Annotated in this window: 20 protein-coding genes and 3 tRNA genes; 13 read left to right on the top strand and 10 right to left on the bottom strand. The window is 45.8% G+C overall.

Annotation, left to right across the window (positions count from 1 at the left end):
* Positions 1-51: 51 nt before the first annotated feature.
* Positions 52-837 (bottom strand): hypothetical protein, encoded by a 786-nt coding sequence (locus BLU98_RS02860; RefSeq protein WP_092721749.1) that lies wholly within the window; start codon positions 835-837, stop codon positions 52-54.
* A 148-nt stretch (positions 838-985) separates the two neighbouring features.
* On the opposite strand from BLU98_RS02860, the gene BLU98_RS02855 reads away from it, so the two are divergent.
* From BLU98_RS02855 to BLU98_RS02835, 5 genes are read left to right on the top strand one after another with little or no spacing between them, the layout of a single operon-like run.
* On the top strand, positions 986-2,275 hold the full coding sequence (locus tag BLU98_RS02855; protein WP_092721747.1) for an aminopeptidase P family protein: 1,290 nt from the start codon (positions 986-988) through the stop codon (positions 2,273-2,275).
* A complete protein-coding gene (locus tag BLU98_RS02850) occupies positions 2,272-3,036 on the top strand; it encodes a CDP-alcohol phosphatidyltransferase family protein (RefSeq protein WP_092721745.1) in 765 nt (254 codons plus the stop codon). Before BLU98_RS02855 ends, BLU98_RS02850 begins: the two co-directional genes overlap by 4 nt.
* A complete protein-coding gene (gene purS / locus BLU98_RS02845; RefSeq protein WP_026769397.1) occupies positions 3,033-3,281 on the top strand; it encodes a phosphoribosylformylglycinamidine synthase subunit PurS in 249 nt (82 codons plus the stop codon). Before BLU98_RS02850 ends, purS begins: the two co-directional genes overlap by 4 nt.
* An 8-nt stretch (positions 3,282-3,289) precedes the next feature.
* Entirely contained in the window at positions 3,290-3,958 is a 669-nt protein-coding gene (rsmI, locus tag BLU98_RS02840; protein ID WP_092721743.1) for a 16S rRNA (cytidine(1402)-2'-O)-methyltransferase, read from the top strand.
* Between the two features lie 34 nt (positions 3,959-3,992).
* Entirely contained in the window at positions 3,993-5,864 is a 1,872-nt protein-coding gene (locus BLU98_RS02835; protein ID WP_092721741.1) for a M1 family metallopeptidase, read from the top strand.
* Positions 5,865-5,961: 97 nt separating this feature from the next.
* On the opposite strand, the gene rsmG is transcribed toward BLU98_RS02835, so the two are convergent.
* Positions 5,962-6,606, bottom strand: a complete 645-nt coding sequence (gene rsmG, locus BLU98_RS02830) for a 16S rRNA (guanine(527)-N(7))-methyltransferase RsmG (protein ID WP_257574666.1) — start codon at positions 6,604-6,606, stop codon at positions 5,962-5,964.
* Positions 6,576-7,700 (bottom strand): glycosyltransferase, encoded by a 1,125-nt coding sequence (locus BLU98_RS02825; protein ID WP_092721739.1) that lies wholly within the window; start codon positions 7,698-7,700, stop codon positions 6,576-6,578. The genes rsmG and BLU98_RS02825 overlap by 31 nt, the downstream gene beginning before the upstream one ends.
* Before the next feature lie 38 nt (positions 7,701-7,738).
* Here BLU98_RS02825 and tgt point away from each other — a divergent pair, with 38 nt between their 5' ends.
* The 7 genes from tgt (at position 7,739) to BLU98_RS17665 (ending at position 12,292) form a co-directional block, all read left to right on the top strand.
* On the top strand, positions 7,739-8,881 hold the full coding sequence (tgt, locus tag BLU98_RS02820) for a tRNA guanosine(34) transglycosylase Tgt (protein WP_092721737.1): 1,143 nt from the start codon (positions 7,739-7,741) through the stop codon (positions 8,879-8,881).
* Between the two features lie 39 nt (positions 8,882-8,920).
* Positions 8,921-10,012 (top strand): LptF/LptG family permease, encoded by a 1,092-nt coding sequence (locus BLU98_RS02815; protein ID WP_092721735.1) that lies wholly within the window; start codon positions 8,921-8,923, stop codon positions 10,010-10,012.
* A gap of 134 nt (positions 10,013-10,146) precedes the next feature.
* The gene (locus BLU98_RS02810) at positions 10,147-11,469 is read left to right on the top strand and encodes a citrate (Si)-synthase, eukaryotic (RefSeq protein WP_092721733.1); all 1,323 of its coding nucleotides are present in this window, start codon (positions 10,147-10,149) and stop codon (positions 11,467-11,469) included.
* A 271-nt stretch (positions 11,470-11,740) separates the two neighbouring features.
* Positions 11,741-11,814 (top strand) — tRNA-Ala (locus tag BLU98_RS02805).
* 50 nt (positions 11,815-11,864) lie between these two features.
* Positions 11,865-11,931, top strand: a tRNA-Ser gene (locus BLU98_RS02800).
* A gap of 57 nt (positions 11,932-11,988) precedes the next feature.
* Positions 11,989-12,240 carry a GIY-YIG nuclease family protein gene (locus tag BLU98_RS18010; RefSeq protein WP_092721731.1) on the top strand — a complete coding sequence of 84 codons (252 nt, stop codon included), beginning with the start codon at positions 11,989-11,991 and terminating at the stop codon, positions 12,238-12,240.
* Positions 12,222-12,292: transfer RNA gene (locus tag BLU98_RS17665), tRNA-Pro, on the top strand. Before BLU98_RS18010 ends, BLU98_RS17665 begins: the two co-directional genes overlap by 19 nt.
* A 705-nt stretch (positions 12,293-12,997) precedes the next feature.
* Here BLU98_RS17665 and BLU98_RS02785 read toward each other — a convergent pair.
* The 7 genes from BLU98_RS02785 to BLU98_RS02755 are packed head-to-tail and all read right to left on the bottom strand — an operon-like array spanning position 12,998 to position 23,092.
* Positions 12,998-13,393, bottom strand: coding sequence for a response regulator (locus BLU98_RS02785; protein WP_092721727.1), 396 nt, complete (start codon positions 13,391-13,393; stop codon positions 12,998-13,000).
* A gap of 19 nt (positions 13,394-13,412) precedes the next feature.
* Positions 13,413-15,677 carry a glycoside hydrolase family 20 protein gene (locus tag BLU98_RS02780; protein ID WP_092721725.1) on the bottom strand — a complete coding sequence of 755 codons (2,265 nt, stop codon included), beginning with the start codon at positions 15,675-15,677 and terminating at the stop codon, positions 13,413-13,415.
* 9 nt (positions 15,678-15,686) lie between these two features.
* Positions 15,687-18,560: a tetratricopeptide repeat protein gene (locus BLU98_RS02775; protein WP_092721723.1), complete on the bottom strand. Its 2,874-nt coding sequence runs from the start codon at positions 18,558-18,560 to the stop codon at positions 15,687-15,689.
* On the bottom strand, positions 18,557-20,083 hold the full coding sequence (locus BLU98_RS02770; protein ID WP_092721721.1) for a glycosyltransferase family 2 protein: 1,527 nt from the start codon (positions 20,081-20,083) through the stop codon (positions 18,557-18,559). Before BLU98_RS02770 ends, BLU98_RS02775 begins: the two co-directional genes overlap by 4 nt.
* Before the next feature lie 8 nt (positions 20,084-20,091).
* Entirely contained in the window at positions 20,092-21,534 is a 1,443-nt protein-coding gene (locus tag BLU98_RS02765) for a glycosyltransferase family 2 protein (protein WP_092721719.1), read from the bottom strand.
* The gene (locus BLU98_RS02760; protein WP_092721717.1) at positions 21,534-22,703 is read right to left on the bottom strand and encodes a HEAT repeat domain-containing protein; all 1,170 of its coding nucleotides are present in this window, start codon (positions 22,701-22,703) and stop codon (positions 21,534-21,536) included. Before BLU98_RS02760 ends, BLU98_RS02765 begins: the two co-directional genes overlap by 1 nt.
* Positions 22,700-23,092 carry a response regulator gene (locus BLU98_RS02755; RefSeq protein WP_092721715.1) on the bottom strand — a complete coding sequence of 131 codons (393 nt, stop codon included), beginning with the start codon at positions 23,090-23,092 and terminating at the stop codon, positions 22,700-22,702. Before BLU98_RS02755 ends, BLU98_RS02760 begins: the two co-directional genes overlap by 4 nt.
* Positions 23,093-23,423: 331 nt before the next feature.
* Here BLU98_RS02755 and BLU98_RS02750 point away from each other — a divergent pair, with 331 nt between their 5' ends.
* Positions 23,424-23,786, top strand: a complete 363-nt coding sequence (locus tag BLU98_RS02750) for a DUF1573 domain-containing protein (RefSeq protein ID WP_257574665.1) — start codon at positions 23,424-23,426, stop codon at positions 23,784-23,786.
* The last annotated feature ends 3 nt before the right edge of the window (positions 23,787-23,789 follow it).

Raw genomic sequence — 23,789 nt, 5'->3', positions numbered from 1 at the left:
TGATAGTATCATATGATACTATCACAAATAAGAAGCTCCCATATATCATTTTTACACCGATGCGGTGCCTTCTCCATCACTGCTGATGCTGAAATCTTCTTTGTCGAGGTATTTCTGGTATTTCTCATTGACTTCTTTTGGTTGCTCTTTGCCATTGATGATGAGCTTTTTGTTCCTGATCTCTATTTTGTAGCCTTTCTTTTTATCGATGAGGCCATCTTTTTCCAGTTGATTGGTAAAGGCTTTCAACTCTGCCAGTTCTTTTTTTGCTTTCTCTATACCCAGCCTCGCTTTAGAAAGACCTTCAGTTACTTCACGACTGATCTTATCGGCATCAATATGCACCGCGAGTTTCTTCGATTTGAGGTCTTCCTGCGCTTTGTTCAGTTCCTGCTGGATCTTTTTCATATCCACTTCCTGCAAACGTACCTGTGCTTCGTGCATGGCTTTGTCTATTTCTGCCTTGGTTTGCTGTAAGTTGATCTGTTTCAGTGATGCCTGCACTTCTTTGCTGATCTTTTCATAATCGATCTTGTTTACCTGGTCCATGGCTTCTTTGAGCTCTTTCTGCATTTTGGAAAAATCGATCTTGAGGTTCTTGTCCAGGTCAACCATGGCTTTATCTAATTCAGTCATGGCCTTGTCGAGATCGGCCTGGTTGTAATCGCGGTTGTTAAAATGACTTTTTTTCCGGGGCAGGGAAGTGTCGCCTGATGAGGAAACTTCGTAAAAATACGCCGGCATTACCAGTTCGGGCAATGTCCAGGAGCTGAGCATCACTACACCCAGCGCTAAGCCGCCTAATAATGGCCAATGAATGGGTTTTGATTGTTTCATACAATAGTGTTTATTTGATAGACGAATTATTTCGTAGTAAATGTACGATGATATTCGTATTGTTGACTACCACTTATCATATTAGAGATTTTTTAACAATTGAATTTTTTGATTTAATATCTATCTTGCACACGCTCAATACTTATTTATGAAATACCTGCCACTGAAACCTGCTATTTTTATCCATAACCGGGAAAGATTTACCAAGCAATTATTGCCTAACAGTATTGCCATTTTTGTGAGTAACGACGAATGGCCCTCCAATGGGGACGCCCTGCACCGTTTCAAGCAGAACAGCGACCTTTTCTGGCTTTCGGGTATCGAGCAGGAAGATTCCATGGTGATCCTGTATCCCGATAATCCCGATCCCAAATACCGCGAAGTGTTGGTGCTGGTTCGTCCGAATGAACTCAAGGAAAAATGGGATGGCAAGCGCTTACGCGCCGCGGAAGCCACTGCTGTTTCTGGCATTTCTACTGTATTGTGGGTAGACAGCCTGGATGCGTTATTGCAAACATGGATACACCTGGCCGATCATATTTATCTCGACAGCAACGAGAACGACCGCAAAGCATCCCTCATCAGGAGCCGCGATTACCGTTTCATCGATGAAATGAAATCGCGTTATCCTTTGCACCAATTCCATCGCGCAGCAAAAATCATGAAAGAGCTGCGCGCTGTTAAAACAAAAGAAGAAGTAGAAGTATTGCAAAAAGCCATCGATATCACCGATACCACTTTCCGCAGATTACTCAAATTCATTCATCCGGGTGTGATGGAATACGAGATCGAAGCAGAGATATGGCACAGCTTCCTCAGTAACCGCGCTACCGGCCCCGCTTACAGCAGCATCATTGCCAGTGGCGACCGGGCCCGCACGCTGCATTATGTGAGCAATGACCAGGAATGCAAAGACGGAGAATTGATACTGATGGATTTTGGTGCAGAATACGGCGGCTATTGTGCCGATCTCACGCGTACGATTCCGGTGAACGGTAAATTCACCAAGCGGCAGAAAACAGTGTACAACGCCTGTTTGAACATACACAATTATTGCAAGACCATTTTAAAGCCGGGTATCTCGGTGGTGGATTACACAGAAAAAGTAGGAGAGAAAGCCACGCAGGAATTTTTGAAGATCGGTTTGTTGCACAAAAGCGACCTCAAAAACGAAGACGCCGAGAACCGTGCTTACCGCAAATACCTCTACCACGGCATTTCACACCACCTGGGTATCGACGTGCACGACCTCGGCACCCGCACAGCTCCGCTCAAAGCCGGCATGTTGCTCACCATTGAGCCTGGCATTTATATTGAAGAGGAGCAGATGGGCGTTCGTATCGAAAACAATGTATGGCTCACGAAGACAGGCAATACAGACCTCATGAAAAATATTCCGATCACGGCGGAAGACATAGAAGCATTGATGAAAAAATGAAACAGATACCAAACCTTTTTACTTTACTCAATCTTTTGTTTGGCTGCCTGGCCATTGTGTGTATCATGCAAACAGGTCTTACTCTAGCGCCCCAACCCGATGGGGAAGACCTGGTGATGATTCCCGAGCGTATTTATATGGCCAGTCTGTTCATTGGCCTGGCCGCCCTCATTGATTTTTTCGACGGGTTTACTGCCAGGCTGCTCAAAGTGTCGTCCGACATAGGCAAGCAACTCGATTCGCTGGCCGATGTGGTGAGTTTTGGTGTAGCGCCCGGACTGATCGCTTACCAGTTCCTCCGCCTGTGTTTTGCACAGCAGGAAAACGGATTGGACATCAATGCCCTTTGGTTATTACCGGCTTTCTTACTGCCTTGCGCCGGGGCTTACCGGTTGGCCCGTTTCAATATCGATACTACCCAGCGCAATGGTTTTGCGGGAGTGCCTATCCCCGCCGCAGGCCTGCTGGTGGCTTCTTTCCCGCTGATCTATTGGAATAGCAGCCAGTTTTGGGTGCTGAAACTATTACTGAACAAGTGGTTCTGGTACCTGCTGGTAGTAGTACTCAGCTATCTCATGGTATCTACCCTGCCCATGATGGCATTGAAATTCAAAGCGCTGAGCTTTAAAAAGCTATCGCCCTTTATCTTGCTGGCAGGTATTGCCGTGGTGGGAGCGTTGCTGGTTGGATGGTTGGCAGTTCCGGTGACGTTTATTGCGTATGTAATTTTATCTTTGTCGCTCAAACAACAGGAATCATGACTTATAACGTGCAGATCAAAGTAATGCCTTTGAAAGATTTATTGGATCCCCAGGGTAAAGCCGTACTGGGTGGTTTACAGAACCTGGGCCTTGGAAATGTGGCCGATGTAAGGGTAGGCAAACATATTACTTTACAGATCGATGCAGAAAATGAAGCCGCTGCCAAACAAATTGCCGATGAAGCCAGCAAAAAACTGCTCGCCAACCCGGTGATGGAGTTTTATGAAATAGAGTTCGTGAATTAAATTGCTGAATGCTGTATCTCGTTCCCACACCATTAGGTAACTTAAAGGACATCACGCTGCGCGCACTCGAAGTGCTGAAACAGGCAGATGTGATCCTCTGCGAGGATACACGTACTTCTTCGAAACTGCTGCAGCACTACCAGGTTCAAAAACCTTTATCGCCTTATCACCAGCACAACGAGCACAAGATCGTTGAACACCTCACTGAACAGATGCGTGCCGGGAAAACTTTTGCATTGATCACCGATGCAGGCACACCGGGCATATCGGATCCGGCCTTTCTGCTGGTTCGGCAATGCATAAAAGAAGGCATTAAAGTGGAATGTCTTCCGGGCGCTACTGCTTTTGTTCTGGCATTGGTTAATAGTGGCATTCCTACCAACCGTTTTGTATTTGAAGGATTTCTTCCGTTGAAAAAAGGCCGGCAAACTTTGTTGAAACAACTGGCGCAGGAAGAAAGAACCATGGTCTTTTATGAAAGCCCCATGCGGCTGGTGAAAACACTGGAAGAGTTCATTACTTATTTCGGTCCTGACAGGCGCTGCAGCGTGAGCCGCGAACTCACCAAACTGTTCGAAGAAAACGCGCGGGGAACCTTGCAGGAACTCTGTGAACATTTTAAATCCAAGGCCGTCAAAGGCGAGATTGTGATTGTACTTGCTGGTACGGAAGCTTAGAAGGCCTACATTTACCCTCCCAAAAGATCAACCGATGATGGAAAGGAAATTACTTCGTGCGGCATTATTGCTGTTCATGGTATTACAATTAAGTGCATCCATTGCCCAGCCCAACCGCTGGCAGCAGCGCATCAAATATAATATCAGCGTGCAGATGAATGTGGAAACCAACCGCTTCACCGGTCATGAAAAGATCGATTACTGGAACAATTCACGCGATACGCTCACACGTCTTTTCTTTCATCTGTATTGGAATGCCTTTCAGCCCAACAGCAGCATGGATGTGCGCAGCAGAGAACTGGGCAAAACAGTGCTTACTGAACCTAAAAAAGACTTCGACGGGCGCGATTGGGACCAGCGCGTAAAAGACCGCATCAGCAAACTGAAACCAGATGAGATCGGTTACCAGAAAGTAACCGCTATTAAGGTGAATGGTATGGTGCAAACAACCAAAGAACACGAGACCATCCTGGAAGTGAAGTTGAATAAACCCATATTGCCCGGCAGTAAAACAGAAATGGAACTGAGTTTTGAAGCTCAGGTGCCACTCCAGGTACGTCGTTCAGGTCGCGATAACAAAGAAGGCATCCGGTACAGCATGAGCCAATGGTACCCCAAGCTGGCAGAATACGATTACCAGGGATGGAACCCCAATCCGTATATCGCGCGCGAATTTTATGGTGTGTGGGGCGATTATGATGTGCGCATCACCATCGATAAAAATTATTTTGTTGCCGCCGGAGGTGATTTACTCAATGCCAATGAAATAGGAAGAGGTTATGAAGCAAGCGGCGTTAAGCCTGTTACGGCAACCGGCAATACGGTTACCTGGAACTGGCAGGCCAATAACGTGCATGATTTTGTGTGGGCGGCAGATCCACAATACAAAATGATCACGCGCAAACCGGTTAATGGCCCGCTCATCAGGGTAGTATACAAAGCCGTGGACTCACTGGAAGACCGCTGGCAGAAAATGGCCGATACGGCTGCATTGGCTTATCCCATCATGGGCAAAACTTTCGGCGCCTATCCTTATAAGACCTATACATTTATCCAGGGAGGCGATGGTGGTATGGAATATCCCATGGCCACACTCATCAAAAGTGCGAGCGTAGGCACGGCTTTGCACGAATGGATGCATAGTTGGTACCAGATGATGATGGGAACGAATGAATCGTTGTACCCCTGGATGGATGAAGGCTTTACAGATTATTCCAGCACCCGTGTATTATCGGCGCTGCGCAACAAGGAAGGATTCTGGTACGAAGCGGCATATAAAAGTTATTTCAACCTGGCCAAAAGCGGATATGAAGAGCCGGCTTCTACCCATGCCGATCATTACAATACCAATTATGCGTACGCTGCGGCTGCGTATAGCAAAGGGGCAGTATTCCTTTCACAACTGGGATATATAGTAGGTGATAGTGTGCGTGATAAAATATTGCTGACTTACTACAAAGAATGGCATTTCAAACATCCGAACCCCAATGATTTCATGCGTGTTGCTGAACAGGTAAGTGGCATTGAACTCAACTGGTACAAAGAATACTGGATCTATACCACCAAGACCATCGACTACGCAGTAGGCGATATCAATATAATGGATGGCAAAACACAGGTAACACTGCACCGATTAGGGAAGATGCCCATGCCGGTAGATGTACTCATCACATACAAAGACGGCACCCAGGAAGCACATACCATTCCGCTTGATCTGATGTTCGGCAGTAAATTACCCGAGAGCCGCATGCCGGTAATCACAGATACTGAATGGCGTTGGACACATCCGGAGTATGTGCTCACCATCAAGGGAAGTATACAAAATCTGAAATCAATAGAGATAGACCCTTCACAACGCATGGCGGATGTGAACAGGAATAATAATAAACTGGTGATACCCGATTAATACTCGACCGTCATCCCGAGCGTAGCCGAGGGATCTCATGAAGTTGTCAGCAGATCCCTCGACTCGCGTTCGCTCGCTCGGGATGACGATGGAGGGATTATTTCGCTACATGTAGTATGTACTTGTCTTCGAAATAAGCTTCCGGGAAAATCTTGTCAACCGGCATCATGCGCGGTCGTAAACGGCTCTCGGAGATTTCCTGTGCTAGATCACCGCCTTTGAGGCAGATGAGTCCGTTGGCAATTTCCTGATTGCCGCCTTTTTTCAACAGAGGCGCACTCCATTGCCAGAGGTCTTTCAAAGGCGCTACCGCACGCGAAACAGCAAAATCGAATTTCCTGTTTTTGATTTCTTCGGCACGCGTATGTTGTGTGGTGATGTTTCGAATGCCGGTGGCCTCCGCAACTGCATCCACCACTTTTAATTTCTTGGCAATACTATCTACCAAATGAAATTTTACTTCGGGAAAAAAGATCGCCAGCGGTACGCCGGGAAAACCGCCGCCACAACCGATATCGATCACATGGGTGCCCGGCTGCCAGTTAGCAATAGCGGCAATGCTCAGCGAATGCAATACATGGTGCAGGTAAATGCTATCGATGTCCTTCCGTGATATCACATTGATCTTGGCGTTCCATTCCTTATACAATTCTTCCAGCGCAGCCAGTTGCTGCAACTGCACTTCATTGAAATCATCGAAGTATTGTAAGATCAGTTCCAGTTTTTGCGGGGCGCTTTCCATATAGCAGGTAAAGTAAACATATAATAGAAGAACATCCAGATATCCATGAAGAGGAACCAGGGCCAGAGATCGGCTTCATTCAGTTTTTTCATCCCCTTAAACAACACAATGGCCTGAATAATGAAACGGATCCCGTATACCGCCAACGCCATCCACCAATAGGGAGAAAAAAGGGTAACGGCCAGTAAAGGGTAGATGAAAAACAAGGTCAGGGAGTACAATCCCAGCCACCTTTTATGTGCCCCTTTGTAATATTTACTGGTAGTATAATGACGGTATTTCTGCGACATCCAGTCGTTCCAGGTGGTCTTGGGTTCGCTCAATGTATGCGATGCCGGATCAATGCATATCGCCGTATTGGTTGCATTGGCTACCTGGTTGATAAAGAGATCATCATCACCACTGGGTATCTGGTTGATGGAAGAAAAACCTTTATTGCGTAAGAATACATCTTTCTTATAGCTGAGGTTACGCCCCACACCCATATAGGGCTTGCCTGCCAACGCATACGAAAGGTATTGCAGTGCGGTATGGAAGGTCTCGAAACGGATCAGTTTGTTCAGCAGGCCGGGTTTTTTATGATATGCTCCATAACCCAGTACGATCTCTACCTGCTCATCGTAGCTGTCCTGCAATTGCTGTATCCAGAATTCGCTGGCCGGTACGCAGTCGGCATCGGTAAGCAACACGATCTCGTATTTGGCGCTGCGGATACCCATCGATAAAGGGAATTTCTTGCCGCTGATCATTTTAGCTTCCTGGGTGAGGGGTATATAATTGATGTTCTTGAACGATTTCATGAACTCATCTACCAGGTATTTGGTGTCATCGGTTGAATTATCGTTCACCAGTACTACCTCAAAGCTCGTCTTATAATCCTGTACCAGTATGCCCGGCAATGTCTTTACCAGGTTATGCGCTTCATCACGCGCGCACACAATAACGGACACAGGGTGTTCAATGCTGAGGGAACGTTGGGGCGCGGTATAAAAAGCAAGTCTGCGGAAAAAGAAGAGATAGTAAAAGACCTGGATGGCGATCACTGCACAGAACAGGTAGTAGGCAATGTCCCAGGTCAGCGGCGGTATAGTCATGCGGCAAAAATAAAGCTTTCAACTTATTTTTGCGCCCTATGGCAGCGTTGACCTTTGAATTGCAGGCATCAGGAATAGCGGGCTCCGAAGCGAGGGCGGGTAAGATCCGTACCGATCATGGGGAAATTATTACCCCCATTTTCATGCCGGTGGGAACGGTAGGAAGCGTGAAAGCCGTTACCAAACAACAGTTGAAAGACGATGTACAGGCGCAGATCATCTTAGGCAATACCTATCATTTATACCTGCGGCCCGGCACCGGCGTGCTGGAAGCGGCGGGCGGGCTGCACCGTTTCAACGGGTGGGACCGGCCCATCCTCACCGATAGCGGCGGCTACCAGGTGTTTTCATTGGCCGGTAACCGTAAGATCAAAGAAGAAGGCGTATGGTTCCAGTCGCATATCGACGGTAGCCGTCACCTTTTCTCACCCGAATCGGTGATGGATATACAACGGTCCATCGGCGCCGATATCATGATGGCTTTTGATGAATGTCCGCCTTATCCCAGCGAATACCACTATGCGAAAAAAAGCATGGAACTCACGCATCGCTGGCTCGACAGGTGCATACAGCGACTGGCTGAAACACCCGATAAATACGGCTATACACAGAACCTGTTCCCCATTGTACAGGGTAGCACTTACAAAGACCTCCGCGATGCTTCCTGTGATTATATCGCTTCGAAAAATGCGGTGGGTAATGCCATAGGCGGACTCAGTGTGGGTGAACCCGAAGACATGATGTATGAATTCACCGAAAGCTGTGCCAGCCGCCTGCCCTTCAACAAACCACGTTATCTCATGGGAGTAGGTACGCCCTGGAACATACTGGAATGCATTCACCGGGGGATCGATCTTTTCGATTGTGTGATGCCCACGCGCAATGGACGCAATGGCATGCTGTTTACCACACAGGGCGTTGTGAATATCCGGAATAAAAAATGGGCCACCGATTTCAGTCCTATTGATCCTGGTCTGCCCAACGAAATGAGCCAGTACTATAACAAAGCTTACCTGAGGCACCTGTTCGTATCGGAAGAGTTGTTGGGTTTACAACTGGCCAGCCTGCAGAACCTGTCGTTCTACCTCTGGCTCGTGGGCGAAGCCCGCAAACACATCCTGGGAGGCGATTTTGTTTCATGGAAAAATGAAATGGTGCAGATTGTTAAACAGCGGTTATAGTTCGGCGATGCTGCCGGGCAGAACAGTATATTTGTATAAATGAAGAAACTCGACTGGTACATACTGAAGAAATTCCTTACCACTTTTTTCTTCGCCATCTTTCTTTTTACCATCATTTCCGTGGTGGTGGATATCAGTGAGAAGACGGAAGACTTCAACAGGTCGCACCTGAGTGCCGGACGTATCATCACCGATTATTATTATGGCTTTGTGCCGCATATCATTGCCTTGCTGTTTCCTTTGTTTGTATTTCTTGCAGTGATCTTTTTTACTTCCAAAATGGCGGGTAAAAGTGAGATCATTGCCATACTGGCCAGCGGCACCAGCTATAACCGGTGGCTGCGGCCTTATTGGATAGGAGGCGTAATACTGGCTGTACTATTGTGGTTTGCCAATCGATATGTAGTGCCCCGCGCCAACCAGATCAGGGGAACTTTTGAAGCCAGGTATGTCGATAACAATTCTTCTTACAATGCTTTGCTCAGCACCAGCAGTAATATTTACCTGCGGATAGATTCGTTTACCTATGCGGGCATTTATTCGTATGATACGCTGGGCAAAAGAGGCGGGCCTTTTTTTGCTTATAAAGTGAAGAATGGAAAAGTGATAGAGAATATGCGGGCCGATGGAATTATTTGGGATGCGCCTACTAAAAAATGGAAATTGGAGTACCTGGTAGACCGTAAAGTAGAGCCATTGAAAGAACAGATGAGCATGAATTTCAACCAAAGCATGCAATTCAATTTCAAGCCCTACGATCTCAGCAGGGATAAATACACGAAAGATAAACTGACCACACCCGACCTCGACCGGTTCATCAAACTGGAAGAATTGCGTGGCTCTGAGGGACTCAACGACCTCAAAGTAGAACGGTATCGCCGCGATGCCACCTGTGTAACGGTATTGCTTCTGACCCTGATTGGTGCGATTGTGGGCGGCCGTAAAGTGAGGGGTGGAAGCGGGGTACACCTGGCGGTAGGCTTTGTAACGGCGGCCCTGTTCATCATCACCGACCGCTTTTCTACCATCTTTTCCACTAAGGGTAGCCTGCCTCCCTTGCTGGCGGCCTGGATACCCAATATCATATTTGTTTTTGTAATTATACGGCTTTATAAGCGGGCTCCCAAGTAGAATTTACCTTTATTTAAAGTGATTAGCCCTAATTCATTTGTTACCAATAGCAAGTTGCGTTACCTTTAGCCATCCATTTTTTAACATCAGGAACAGATTGTATATAATCTGTTACATTTCATAAAAAAAGTGTCATGGGGACGATCAAAGAGCGGTTCAAGGTAACAGCGGACGCGGCTAACACAGAAATCAAAGAATTATTAAAAGAACACGGCAGCAAGAAAATTGGCGAAGTAACACTTGCACAGATTTACCAGGGGATGAGGGGTATGACCGGACTGGTTACAGAAACCAGTTTACTCGATGCACAGGAAGGCATCCGTTTTCGCGGGTATTCCATTCCTGAACTGCAACAGCAATTGCCTAAAGCGCCCGAAGGCGGTGAGCCCTTACCCGAAGGATTGTTTTACCTGATGTTGATGGGTGAATTGCCCACGGAAGAAGATGCCGCGGAGATCACCAGTTTGTGGCAACGCCGCAGCCATGTGCCCAATCATGTATTTGATATCATTGATGCATTGCCTATCAATACGCATCCCATGACCATGTTCGTTACGGGCGTGATGGCCTTGCAAACAGAAAGCAATTTTGCCAAGGAATATGCCAAGGGCATCAATAAAAAAGATTACTGGAATTCTATCTACGACGATGCGATGGACCTGATTGCCAGGCTGCCGCGTATCGCCGCTTATATCTATCGCAGGAAATACAAGAACAACGATCATATACAGCCGAACGGATTGCTCGACTGGGCCGGTAACCTGGCCCACATGATGGGCTTTGAAGATGAAAGCTTCAAAGAACTGATGCGCTTGTATATGACCATTCACGCCGATCATGAGGGTGGAAACGTATCGGCACATACTACACACCTGGTGGGTTCTGCGCTGAGCGATCCTTTCCTGAGTTATGCCGCAGGTATGAACGGACTCGCGGGTCCCTTGCACGGACTGGCCAACCAGGAAGTGATCAAGTGGATATTTGAAATGCAGGAAGAATTGGGTACCGATGATCCTTCCAAAGAACAAATAGAAGAGTACGTTCGTAAAACCTTGTCATCCGGTAAAGTAGTGCCCGGTTACGGACATGCTGTATTGCGTAAGACCGATCCGCGTTTCACTGCGCAGATGGAATTTGGTAAGAAGCATATGCCCGATGATAAACTGGTAAATACAGTTTGGAAAATTTACGATACGGTGCCGCCCATTCTGCAGTCGCTGGGTAAGATCAAAAACCCCTGGCCCAACGTAGATGCGCATAGCGGCGCTTTACTGGTGCATTATGGATTGGTAGAATACGAGTTCTATACCGTATTGTTTGCCGTAAGCCGTGCATTGGGCGTACTGGCCAGTCTCTGCTGGGATCGTGCCCTCGGATTCCCGCTCGAAAGACCTAAATCTGTTACTACACAATCCGTGAAGCTTTGGCTCGAAGGCAAGGGAGAGATATGGGAATAAATTTTTTCGTATCTACTGCATCTTCTAGCTTTGCAGTGAATCCCTGCGATGCCGCTGTTTAGCTTTGTGCTAATTAAGTTTGCAGGTTAAGTTTTTAAAGAGCCCTTTTTTAGGGCTCTTTTTTATACTGTAATAACGATCTAATAAACTAAAATTTTGACAACTTCTTCCAGGATCCTACATTTGCAGTCCTCAACGGGGGATTAGCTCAGTTGGCTAGAGCGTCCCGCAAGTGTGCGGGAAGGCCTTAGGTTACGAGAAAAAAAATGACGGGGGATTAGCTCAGTTGGCTAGAGCGCTTGCATGGCATGCAAGAGGCCACCGGTTCGAATCCGGTATTCTCCACAAATAGAACCTTACACAGAGACAGTGTAAGGTTTTTTATTGTGAGTAACGGCTTAGGAGGTTAGAGCGTCCCGCAGAATTGCGGGAAGGCCACCGGTTCGAATCCGGTATTCTCCACAAATAGAACCTTACACAAAGACAGTGTAAGGTTTTTTTATTTTCAACGTATATGATATGCCCTATTATGTATACATACTGCATTCCACTAAGACCAATAAATACTATACCGGTTCTTGTGAGGATATTGAAATCAGATTAGCACAACACAATTCAGGACGTAGCAAATCAACACGGGCAGGAGCGCCATGGATCATGTTATATTACGAGCAATATGAAACTCGGATAGCAGCAGTAAACCGTGAAAATGAAATTAAATCCAAGAAGAGTAGAAAATACATTGAATGGTTAATTAGTCCAGTTGGTTAGAGCGTCCCGCAGGATTGCGGGAAGGCCACCGGTTCGAATCCGGTATTCTCCACTCAATAACGACAAAGGTTTCATTGAAAAATGAAACCCTTTTGTTTTTTCTGGTTTAAACATAGTTTAAACAATAGAAGGTGGCAACTAAGATTAGGTTAATTGATCTTCTTATCGGCTTTATATTTCTATTTAAAGCCCTTCGCACTTATTTCGAGAACATCTATGGGCCTTCCAACGTCAAAGGGGATAGTTCGCTTTCTCTTTTGATTAATTTATGTACTGCAAAAGCATCTCCTTTATTCCATAAGGCATCTGTAAACATGGAAAGAATTTCTACATAATGTCCCAACATGGACAATGCACAATCTTTTAAAAAGCTATCTGCGATAAAGCAGTTTTTTCGGCATTCCTTCGGGAGCGCTTCGGGAATTTGCGAAGCGATCCCGAAGCGGTCTCGAAGGATCTCCGAAGGAAACCCGAATCAATCCCGAATCGATCCCGAGAGACAGTCGAAGAACACTCGAAACGCTCTCGAAGCAGCTTCGAACCATCGAACTATTTTCCTTCAACAGTCCATTGAATATCAACCAATTAATAGGGGTGGCACTAAAAAAGGGAGGAGCTCACATTAACAGTTTTGCTAACTTCGTCATGGCCGGACTTCAGGGAAGCTTACACTGTTGGAGTTGGGTAGCTATACTCCTGAAAACCTTGCTTTAGGAGAGAATATTGCCCAGCAACGAATAGCTAGTGTATCCGCAACTTAATTACGCAACATAGTATTTGTTTGTTTCCTGGTGTTCAATAATGTTTTGATCTTGTGAAGCAAATCTGCTGAAGTGAAAGGTTTGGAAATGAATTCGTTTGCTCCCAGCGACAAAACTTCTTCAATAGTAGCTGTATTGCCTATCGATGAAAGAATGATGATAGGTGTATTGGCGGTAACAGGATCATTCCTGAAACTGCTGAGCACTTCATATCCATTCGCATACGGCATCATGAGATCACAAATGACCAGGTCGAATGCAAATCGATCTTTGAGCGCAATGGCTTCTTTTCCGTTCTTGACCTGTGTAACATGGTAACCCTCTTTCGTAAGAACGGTCTTCAGTATTACCAGCATAATATGGTCGTCATCAACAGTCAGTATCTGTGTCATATCATCAATACATTAGGTATTATAAAACATATATTTCATCACAAGCGATCATAGGCTTTTTATTAGGATGATAACGCCACTTAGGCAAGGCAGCATGATTTTTTGCAGAGAACCTGATGTAACGTATCCTCGTTTCCGGAACAGAAAAATCAAACACAATCCGGTGTATATTGTAATGTTCTTCAAGAGCGCCCCCCAGCTGATTCATATAAGTGCTTTGTACGGCTTCATACCGGCTGCCATCTGCCGATACTTCCACCTGTAACGAAGCTGGTAAAAAGATATGGTGCTTTGGATCATCGAGAAATGCGGCATGTATATTACTGACCGTTTTCGTTTCGCCCATGTCGATGGTTGCAATCATATCTTGTCCGTAAAAGCAAAGCCAGTTATAACTGAAATCATGATTGCCGGTAACGCCATCCACCAAAGTCAATGGTCCTTTGTTGGTATATTCAGGTGCAAAAGGAGTAGCTAATTTTACAGCAGCATGCAATGCCAGATTGGGCTGCCATCCTTTTTCAAATAGTCCTTGCCATTCCTGGCCATATGCATCAGGACTCAACCCGCCTTCTGATAATTCTCTTACACCCGCCCTTGTTGCAGCAGCTCCGAAGCGTTCTACTTTTCCAGGCCACAAAGCTTTTACCCGATAGCCGCTTTGGTTCGGCAAGAGCTCGAGGTAACCATGTTTTTCCGGACCGAAAAACCGGGATTGCTGCAATACGGTATATTCCAGGGATAGCCTTACTCTTTCCACCCTTGCTTTCTTCAATGTATCGTTCTCAACTGCCGCCGCGGCTTTGTCGAGTATCGTTGAATAGGCATCTATTTTTTCAGGGCTCAGGTAAGTATTGTATTCCCATACCGGGTTGCCATAGATATCGATTGGACGCCCGGAATGCTGTGCTGCTTCCTGTAGCTGATCAATATAACTGCGTATGAATGGAGCCGCAGCGCCATAATATTGCGAGCAGAACGTTTCGATCAACTGGCGCCAATCAGCCTGGGGATCCCAGCTGAGTTTAGCCAGCAAGTAAGACCTCAGTTCAGCGAGGTCGCTGTAACTTTCACCACTGCCTTGCGAAAACAACCCTTTGACGCCAAGCGATTGATAGAACCTGATATTATCGGCCAGGAAAAAGAGATCTGGGAATGGCGAGAGATAGTTAGTGAATTGGGTATTGTAATCCCAAAGCATGAGATTGCCTGTGAGCTTGCGCCAGCCTTTGATTTGTTTCATGAAAAGACGCGCAGAAGCTTCTTGTACAAGTGGCGCTGAACGATAAGCGTCTATGGTGCTCAGCATGATGAACACGTTGGGCAGGGGTTTGGTTTTTGCAGGCGGCTCCGCTGTGTACTGGTAAGCCAGTGTGGTGATCTTTTTATCGGGAAAAGCAGCAGCAATCCTGTTCACAAACCGCAGATGGGCGCCGGATGCACTCCCTTCTTCTTTCTGGATAGCCCTGCATTTTTCACAGGTACAATAATTGATATCGTCGTTGGCGCTGACGGACCAATATTCAGCATCTGGAAATTTTTCCATTCTTTTTTTGAGCGCTGCTATGGCGATTTCTACCACCTTTTCATTGCTCATGCAAAGCTGTACAGGTTGCCTGATGCTGTCGATGGCTGAAAAGTATTCCGGGTGTGTTTTAAAATAGATAGCGGAATCTACCAGTTTAAAATAACTATGTCCCCAGATACCCCAAAGGTCCTCAAACTGTTGTAGTTTATGCCACGAAAGGTATTCCGCATCCTGTGATGCAGGGAAATAAGCCTGCCGATAAATAAAAGCAGGGTTGGATATTGCTGGCGTAAAACCGGTCACCACAAGGTCTCTAACCGGAGTAATAAAAACAGGCTCGCCAGCGCCTTTAAAAAGATGGAAGTATTTCTCGATGAATGCATACACCGCATATACCACCCCCTGGCCATGCCTGCCATACAACACCAGGTTGTTATCTTGCCGGGTCAGCAAATAACCTTCACCATTTACTGATCCAACCTGAAAACTTTGCGCTTTCTCTGTATTGCCAACATAAATAGAAGGCGATTTGCTTGTAGCGGAAACTGGCTCGGGTTGAATGGGCAATCTAATTCCGGATAACTGTTGAATATACTGTTGCAAGATGCCGGCGGCCTTCTTTTCATTTGCAGTAGCTTCAGCAGGGATGATAATGGTATAAGCAGAGTGGCCTTTGGATACCAATACCAGGTCCGCAGCCCGGTTGCAGGATGTGAGCATCAACGAGATCATTATGGTCAGTACAAAACGCATCATGCCTGGTATTTAAAATTTTCTCAGGAAACTGAAGAATATATCATACTGGTTCCGGAAAGTACCCGATGTCAATTGCTGATTGTACCAGTTCCCCGAAATACTGACTGTATTCCTGTATTGCATGGTATGTGCGTATCCCATTCCAATACTGTAAGTAGTAATGCCGAGGTTAGCCGGTAACCGGAAATTCCTGCTGAACTCATCGGGCGAGTTGCCAATTCCGAAAGCAGCGCTCAGGTAATCTGTTTTATCATTCAGGTATTGGCGTATGTTTAATGTGGCTGCATGATACAGGCTACTGTTACCGGAGGAAATAAGGAAATACCTCAGGTTGGCCCAGAAGTCGCCGAAATATTTAGCGCCGGAACCAACGATGGAAAATATCCCCGACTGATCCTGTTTGAACCACAAGTACCTGGCACCCAATTCCGCTTCCCATCCTTTTGCAAAATTGTGAAACAACGAGTACCCCAATTTCCACTGGGGGAACACAATATTGTTTGATATTCCAATATTGGCATAAGAATAATAACGGGGATTGTGTTTATAATAACTTTCCAGTTCCATCTGTAAACCGGTGCCTGTATTGCGGCCTGCAAAATTCAGCCTGGCTGCAATAGATCCTTTGCTCAAATAATGCAGGTATTGCAAAGTGGCAATATTGGCACGACTGGTTTGACTGCCTGTATCCAGCACACTGTACAGGAACTGCATTCCTACCTGGTTTTTAAAAGTTCTCGACCGGAGATAATCGGCATACTCCCTGTTTTTCAAGGAAGGGAACAATTTTGCTGTGGAATCGGCTGCCTTGAATGCATCGAGATAAGACGCTTTGTTTTCAAGGACCACCGCTTTTTTCAATAGGAAATATTCACTCTCAGGGTAATGCTCACGTCCCCTGTCTATCAATGTAAGTGCCGTATCGTAAGCCTTTTTTTCATTCAGTATATTGATGGTATACATGAGTGCATTGCTGTCGGCAGGCGATAACGCCAGCACTTTGGAAAATTCAGACAGCGCACTGTCGGTCTGCTGCATTTTATTGAAGTAGCGGCCTGAGGCTAATACCTGTTCCAGGTAGGTATTGCGCAGCTTACTACTGAATGGGTAGCGCTTGTATAATGCACTGGTAATAACATAAGCTTCCCTGAATGACTGCATCGATTCCAGCACACCTGCTTTTTTCAACAGCAGGTTTTTATCATCGGGCTGTACGAGCAATGCCCTGTTGGCATAATACAATGCAGAATCGTAACGGTGCACAGCGCTTTCCAGATTGATCATGCCATTCAAAGCATCCATATTGGATATGTCGCTTGCCAGCGCGGTCCTGAATACCTCACGGGCTCCATCGTAATCTTCCGATTGCATGTATTGCCTGCCTAATGTAAGCGCCTGATCCACCAAGAAGTTGTTGTAAGCGCTGTTGCCGGGATTCCTTTGCACAAGCTGCCATGCGATTGCCAGCGCATCATCGACCTGGCCTGATTGGGCGAGTATATCAGCCTTTTTAAACAACCATTCATCCCTGTTGCCAGGTTGCGAGGAAATGGCCTGATCGAGTAATACAAGCGCAGGCTTGAACTGTCTGCGGGCAACCAACAAATTGGCGGAGTACTGAAGCGCTGCCAGGTTGTTCGGTTCAAGTGTGAGGACGCGTTTGAAAGCAGCCAGTGCGCTGTCGGTATTCATGTCTTGTTGATACTGCCTGCCGGCCTGTAGTGTCAGTTCAACCAGCCGGTCTTTGTTGGCAATAGTAGACTGCCGGTTAAAAATGTCTTCTGCAACAGTCGCAGCCTGAATATAATGGTGCAGGCTTTCCAATGTACCTTCTTTCTTTAAAAGCAGGTTAAGGTCGCCGGGATAGTGGCGAAGCGCATTATTTTCAAAAGCAAGCGCATCGGTATAAAGACCTTTTGATGTGGCCAGATTGATGGTATAGTCGATTGCTTCGCGGTTGGCAGGTGATTGAGATAAAATGGACTGGAATTGCAGGTAAGGGTCCTGCTTCATATAGAAACGACCAGAAGCCATCTGGAGCGATTGCTGCAGCTGCTGTAGCTTAGGTGTATTGGGAAAATAATGCTGCATGAGCTGCAATGTCTCCAGCGCTTCGGCATATCGTTTCATTTCTTCCAGCAGACTCACTTTCTGCAGCAGGTAAGTATAAGAACGCGGGTCGGTTCCCAGCATCCTGTTGGTGAGGTCCAGCGCAGCCTGCTTATTACTTTTGCGGAGTTCGAGGCTGTATAATGCATCAATGGCTTCCTTGTTGACCGGGTCTTCTTCCAGTACTTTATCATAATTGTAATGGGCCCTGGGTATATTTCCGTTTTTGAGATAGCGCCTGGCGTTTTCCAGTTTGTAGTTGATGTAAAAACGAAGGATCGAACTGTCGTTGTAATAACGGTCATACAAACCATCGGCCCATTTGTCTGCACTTTTCCTGTCGTGCCCGGCGTCCAGTGCAGCCATTTTTTTCAGCATGAACTCACGATCATACGGAAAGTAGTAAAGCGCATCATCTGCAAAGCACAGGGCTTCCTCCGGGTGTTTGTCCTGCATTTCCAGGTTGATGATCAACAGATAGGCGTCCCGGTATTTAGGTTGATTCACTACTACCCGTCTTAATACGGGCCGGGCACTGTCGGCATTGCCCCGGAGCATATAAGCTTTGCCCAGCAGGAACAACAGGTCCACATCGCCCGACCTGTTGGCTAATCCTGATTTGGCATACCGGATAGCAGCTGTGTAATTTTTTTGCTGTATACTTTGCGTGGTGAGCTCGGTATAATCATCGGCATTCATTTTTTTATTAAACTGTCCATGTACTCCGGATACCATCAACAGTATGGTACAGCAAGTTATTATAGCAACTCTCATACAACTGCCTCCTTTGTTTTTTGAGCTGGCCTGAAGCCCTGTCTTTGCATATTGCCCCAACTGTGTTTTTTACCGGTAATAAAATTAAAATAACCACGAAGAGCAAAGAACACGATGAGCGGATGATAAATAAATGGTTCCAGGAACGCCATCAGGCATAATCCCAGTACTTCGGTCCACCTGCGATAGTAATGAAAGGTAATCTGGTCCCACAAAATAGCCAGTGACGTGATCATCACTGAAAAAGAATATGCAAATACCAGGAGTATCCTGGCATAGGGCCAATTGATATGGCCTGCCGAGATCAGATAAATATAATAGAGAATGCCCGTAGCTTCAATCAGCGGGGCCAGGAATTCGAAGAACAGGTTATAAGGGAATACGATCAATCCCATGGAACCATAGGAAGGGTTGAAGAAGATACGCCTGTGCATCGACATCACTTCAAACAATCCACGGCCCCATCTCATTCTTTGTCTTCCAAACACTTTCAATGTAGCGGGGCCTTCGGTCCAGCAGAGAGTAAAAGGGATGTATTTGATCTTATATTTCAGTTTATTGCTGGTCATATAGGCAACCATACGGGTTACCATGTCCATATCTTCCGCAAAAGACTTACCATCATACCCTCCCGCGTTAATAGCAATTTCTTTGTCGAACATGCCCAGGCCGCCCGATACATTGGGAACGGCATTGATCATGGACCAGCCCAATTTGCCAATAACGTAAGCGCGTATGTATTCCATTTCCTGGAAACGGGGAAGTAGCTGCCTGGGCGGACGTATGCGTGTGATCACACCGTCTTCCACTTCACAGGAGTTGGCCATCCGGAGGGTGGCGCCCGTGGCAATAACGCGGCGGTTATCTTCTACCACATGCCGGTAACCGCATTCCGGGCAAGGTTCTCCGACCTCTTTGATTTTTTTACCTTCTTCTTCCATGAAGGGTTTGATCATCCGCAATAATGTGTTCCTTTCCAGTATGCAATCCACATCGGTACAAAGAAAATAAGGAAAGGACGCGACATTGATACCCGCATTACTGGCATCGGCTTTGCTCTTTCCGTTAACCTTGTCTATCACGGTCAATTTTTCATAGGCTCCGATAGTAGATTTGAAAACTCTTTTTACCGGTTTGGTAACGATCCGTTCATTGTAGGCAAAATCAACTTCTACCAGGCTGAACTGTGCGATCATTTTTTCAAGTGTATCATCTGTGCTTCCATCGTTGATGATGATCACTTCATATCTCGGATAATTGAGCGTTAGCAGGGAACGGATATTGGTAATAATAGTTACACTTTCATTAAAAGCCGGGGCGATAATGGAAACACCGGGCGCATGCTTAGCCCAGGTGATCTCTTCATAGTCCACAAACTGTTCCTTTTTCAGGAAACGCCTGACGGCAATAAAAGAAAGGATGGCGAGCAACGCATATACCAACAGGAGACTGACACCATAATAGAATATGAAGCTCTCATAAAAGAACTGTATGACTTCCCATGTGGCGCGTTGTTCAGGCATAAACGGAATTATTTTTTAGGCGTATTGGAAAAACCCTGTCGTTGCATATTGCCCCAGCTGTGTTTTTGTCCGGTGATAAAATTGAAATAACCCCTGAGTGAAAATAACATAACCAACGGATGATAGATCAGCATTTCAAAAAAAGGCATCAGGCAAAGGCTGAATGTTTCCCTCCATGATTTATAGGTTTTATATGTAATCTGATCCCAGAGAATGGCCAGGGTAGTGATCATGACGGAATATATGTATACAAAGACCAATAGCAGGATGGCATAAGGTGTATTAATATTGCCTGTTATAATCATGATGATATAATAAATAATGCCAACCGCTTCTATCACCGGTGCGATCAGCTCAAACAGGAAGTTGTATGGCATAACAATGAGTCCCAACCTGCCATAAAAAGGGTTGAAGAGCAACCTGCGGTGCTGGCTCATTAACTGGATCAGTCCGCGCGCCCAACGTATCCGCTGCCTGCGCAGGATCTTTACGGTGGAAGGTCCTTCGGTCCAGCAAAGAGATAAGGGTATATACCGTACTGCGTAATCAATTTTCTGGCTGCAGCAGAACGCTTCCATCCGTATCATCAGTTCCATATCCTCGCCAAATGAAAGCGGGTCGTAACCACCTGCTCTGATCACAATATCTTTGTCGAACAGACCCAATCCGCCCGATACATTCGGTACACAGTTGATGGCAGACCACCCCATTTTGCCCAGCACGAAGGCGCGGATGTATTCTACTTCCTGGAAGCGGGGAATAATGCGTTTGGGAACACGCACTCTCGTAATACCTCCTTCATCCATTTCGCAGGAGTTAGCCATACGCAAAGTAGCGCCGGTTGCGATAACGCGTTTACGCGGTTCATCGATGATCGGTTTGATCAGCCTCAGTAAAGTGTCTTTATTTAAGATGCAATCCACATCGGTGCAAAGAAAATAAGGAAAGGATGCCGCATTGATGCCCGCATTGCTGGCATCGGCCTTGCTTTTCCCGTTCACTTTATCTACTACGGTGAGTTTGCTGTATGCGGCGTTGGAAGACCTGAAAATTTTCCTCACAGGAAAAGTATTGAGCCGCTTATGATAAGCGAAATCAACCGGTACCAACTCGAATTCCCGGATCATTTTTTCCAGCGTGTCGTCGGAGCTTCCATCATTCACAATGATCACTTCATAGCGCGGGTAATTCAGATTCATCAATGATCTTACATTGGAGATAATGGTCAGTCCTTCGTTAAATGCAGGGGCGATCACGGAGATGCCTACCGGGATTTTACTGGTAATAAGCAAATTGTAATCTACATAGCGGTCTTCTTTCTGGAAACGAAGGATGGCTATAAGCGAAAGTATGGCCAGGAGGGAATAGCTGATGAGCAGGGTAATTCCGTAAATGAAAATACCCGATTCAAAAAAATGCGTGATCTTTTCTATGAGCGTAGGTTGTTCCATCAATACTTGATCAGGGGGTTCATGCAATGTTTGAGGATCAGCGCGTTTTCAGTGGTAGCATTGGATAAAAGCTCCTGTATCATCTGTGTTGCCAGCGCCTGGTGCCTGATAATGGATTTTGCCGCATTTTTACGCAATTCAAAATCGGTTGAACGCAGGAATTCATTCTTTAAAAAATCAAGGTGGTTGCCGGTAGCAATGCGTCCCAGGGCTTTAAGTATTTCAATCTGGCAATTGACGGGTTGATTGAAATACATGTGCACCAGTTTTTCCTCTGCATCTTCCGCCATGAATTTGCCCAGACAGTTGATGGTATCGGCGCGGAGATAGTGGTCGCGTGTATTCAGTAAATGAATAATGGATGGAATGGCCTCGCGCTGGTTATAATGTAATGCCAGCTTAAGGCAGAATGCAACAATGCTCTTATTGGTTGAATAAGATATCCAGCGTGCAAAATTAGGAATGGACAATCCTTCCGTAGTGGTGATGGTACGAAACAACTCCAACTGGTCCCACATAAGCAATGGCTCCATTGTTACATCGAAAAATTTAAAAGGATCGTTTTTGCTCATCTTGATATAGGCATTGCGCGCTTCGGCTCTCAATGTTCTGTTGCGGCTGTTGGTTAAAGGAAGGATGGTAACATCGGCAATGGTCATATCCATGGAAGTGAGCTCAACGATACCTATCACTTTACTGCTCCAGCCCATTTTCTTCAGTTTCGACATGGAGAATTTGTCAAGTCCCGTTTCAACATAAACCCTTGTCAGCAGCATGGATATATCGCCCGTCACATTTTTCTTAAAATGAATCATACGGTCAATCAAAGCCTGCTTCTGCCAGCGCTTGCGGAACTGGCGGGAAAGGAAGACTTCGGTTTGTAACCTCACTTCTTCAACAGGCACCTGCATCATGGCATCTTCGTTCAGGAGCACATATTCTGTCAGTAATTCGTCGATATGCGGATGAATGGCATGGAGGCGCTTCTCCCGCAAATAAGCTGCAAAACGCCTTAGCAGGATAGAAGAGTATGCAACCAGGATCGTGATCACCGCTATCAGTGTCAGCAGCACCGCAATCTTAATGACCAATGGGTAACGGTCGAAGTAAAAGAAATTCTGTCTGAAAAACCGCTCGAAAAATGAATCGGTCTGTACAGGAATATTCATGGGAGATTTGTTGAACTTTTGGCAAGCAGCCTGTTGATCCTGCTCATGAACTCACCAACCTGGATCGGCTTCTGGATAAAATCGTCGGCGCCTAATTTAAACCCTTCAATCACTGCCTCTTCATTGCCTATCGAAGATACAATAACAACCGGCACCCCGGCAGTTTCCGGATCTCTCCGGAAAGCGCTGATGACTTCAAAACCATTGGCATAAGGCATCATCAGGTCGGTGATCACCAGGTCTATCTTGTTCTTTTCCTTGATCTGGATCGCTTCTTTGCCATTCCTGGCAATGAATAACTGAAAGCCCTTTCCGCGGCTGAGAACAGACCTGATAATCTGAAGCATCACTTCATCGTCATCTGCAATAAGAATATTCACAGTCATCATTCAACTGTATTAAAAATCTTGAGTAATTAAATTGGTTTGCTTATAGTTGTTCGAAAGGATACAAGAGGACATGTACGCAGTATATGGCAATCATGAATAAAACCATACATATTGTACTGCAAATTTAGTTTATTTTGCTGTAAGAATGGGGTTAAAATGGTTACAATTCACTGCAAGTGAATATTTTACTACCCCCAATTTAGTGTGTTTTTTTTATACGCATGAAACTTACTCGTCTATGCTTAATTATATAAATCCATTTAAATGGACAATATTTGTTTTTTTGTTAATAGGATGCGGGCTGAATAAACCCCGACCCTATGGTGCTACAATGCAGGAAAAAGAGCAGATATTAAAAGACAGTCTTCACTTTACCAATATTGTCTGGCAGGATTCCATTTATAACTTCGGAACCATATCCCAGGAAGAAGATGTAAATGCACAATACCGCTTCAGGAATACAGGCAGGTATCCGTTGTTCCTGGTAAAAGTAACAGCATCCTGCGGGTGCACGATTCCGGAATATGAAGAGAAGCCTATAGAACCCGGGGGGGAAAGTTTTATCAAAGTCAAGCTGAAAACGAAGCAACAATATGAAGAAGTACACAAATACATAACGGTAGAAACCAACACAACCGGCACCCGTTTGCATACCCTTGTATTAGAAGGAAGGGTTAAGGGTTGTTGCAAATAATAA

It is taken from the genome of Hydrobacter penzbergensis (assembly GCF_900106985.1).
Taxonomy (GTDB): Bacteria; Bacteroidota; Bacteroidia; order Chitinophagales; family Chitinophagaceae; genus Sediminibacterium; species Sediminibacterium magnilacihabitans.
This window is presented reverse-complemented; position numbering and strand designations above follow the sequence as displayed.